General features: G+C 55.0%; 2 protein-coding genes. One reads left to right on the top strand and one right to left on the bottom strand.

Annotated elements, in window-relative coordinates; genetic code table 11:
- The first annotated feature begins 362 nt into the window (after positions 1–362).
- Positions 363–833, top strand: coding sequence for a hypothetical protein (locus AB4043_RS25940; protein WP_442300302.1), 471 nt, complete (start codon positions 363–365; stop codon positions 831–833).
- 48 nt (positions 834–881) lie between these two features.
- Here AB4043_RS25940 and AB4043_RS25935 read toward each other — a convergent pair whose 3' ends face one another.
- Positions 882–1115 (bottom strand): hypothetical protein, encoded by a 234-nt coding sequence (locus tag AB4043_RS25935; RefSeq protein WP_442300303.1) that lies wholly within the window; start codon positions 1113–1115, stop codon positions 882–884.
- Positions 1116–1274 lie beyond the last annotated feature (159 nt).

Raw genomic sequence — 1274 nt, 5'->3', positions numbered from 1 at the left:
GAACGTGACACCGCGATCGGCAAGATGGAGACAAAACGAGCAACTTTGGCACGGACTGCGCAGAAGCTTGTGGAGGATGGTATCGAGTTCCAACCTTCCGACCTTCCTCGCTCATTTCGTATGGCACCGGAAAGCGCCAATATCGCCTAACCGAACAGCGAGCGGCTCATACCCTGAAGCTGCACCGCCCAGGGCTACATCATCACTCACAGCTGCTTGCTGATAGTGCTTCACATCCGCAAGACAATGGACATGCATCCAAGGAAGTGCGGCACGTAATATCAGCCACCGCACCCGGCTTTGCTTGCGTTCAGAATGCCATTCAGCAGGCGACTCTACATCAGAAACATGGAGATCACTCTATGCGGAAATCGATCCTATCGCCGGATGTCGATCAAGTAATCCCATCCTCCGATCATTGGCTCAACCTGGAGGAGCTCGCGAGCGTCGAGATCTCCTCGGAAGATCCTCGGTATCCGTTCGAAGATGCTTTGCAAGGAACAGAACAGGGTGGATGGAGAGCAGCAACGCCTGGTCCCCAGGTAATCCGCCTGACATTCGACAAGCCTCTCTCAATTCGCCGCATACGGTTGGAGTTCCGTGAGGATGGACCAGAGAGAGCTCAGGAGTTCGCGCTGTATGCTACGTCCGCGAATCAGGCTCGCAGAGAAGTATTACGCCAACAGTGGACCTTCAGCCCTGGAGGCACTACACAGGAAATCGAAGACTATTCCGTGGAGTTGGTGGATGTAACCGTGATCGAGCTCCAGATCGATCCAGGCCGTCACGACAAGCAGAGGATCGCGTCTCTCCAATCAATTGCGATCGCCTGAAACCTACAGTAGCAAAACGCCTCACTCTGCAACGGCGTTCGAAAGGATTCAGATATGCGCTCCTTCCAGGTCTACCGTGCTCTCGATCGAATTCCGAATCGTTTTGCTCTCTGCCAGACCGTCTGTCGAGGCGCCCGGCATATTCACGTCGACGGAACTCCATTCGGCGGTACTGTCACGGCAATGCTCCACGGTATCGAGAGTGGTGAATTTCACAGCCAGGTCGAAGTCAGAGCGCCTGGAAATAAAAAAGGACTTCTGGCCGCCTGAAGCGGTTTCCACAAGGAATGGCCCACATCAATGCCCGAAGGACAACGTTGTCTGCTTTTCCGGTACCTGCAGTGTGATGCCGCCGACGTCGTTCGTGGAGACAGTCACCTCTTCTTCAGCAGGACCATATTCATGAGAGACCTTGGGCGGTGGCGCGCCTGAGGCCGCGGT

The organism is Terriglobus sp. YAF25 (genome assembly GCF_052113305.1).
Classification (GTDB): domain Bacteria; phylum Acidobacteriota; class Terriglobia; order Terriglobales; family Acidobacteriaceae; genus Terriglobus.
This window is presented reverse-complemented; position numbering and strand designations above follow the sequence as displayed.

Bases quoted from the DNA above. Each gene is read 5' to 3' on its own strand.
- AB4043_RS25940 (WP_442300302.1), top strand. From the start codon at position 363: ATGCGGAAATCGATCCTATCGCCGGATGTCGATCAAGTAATCCCATCC.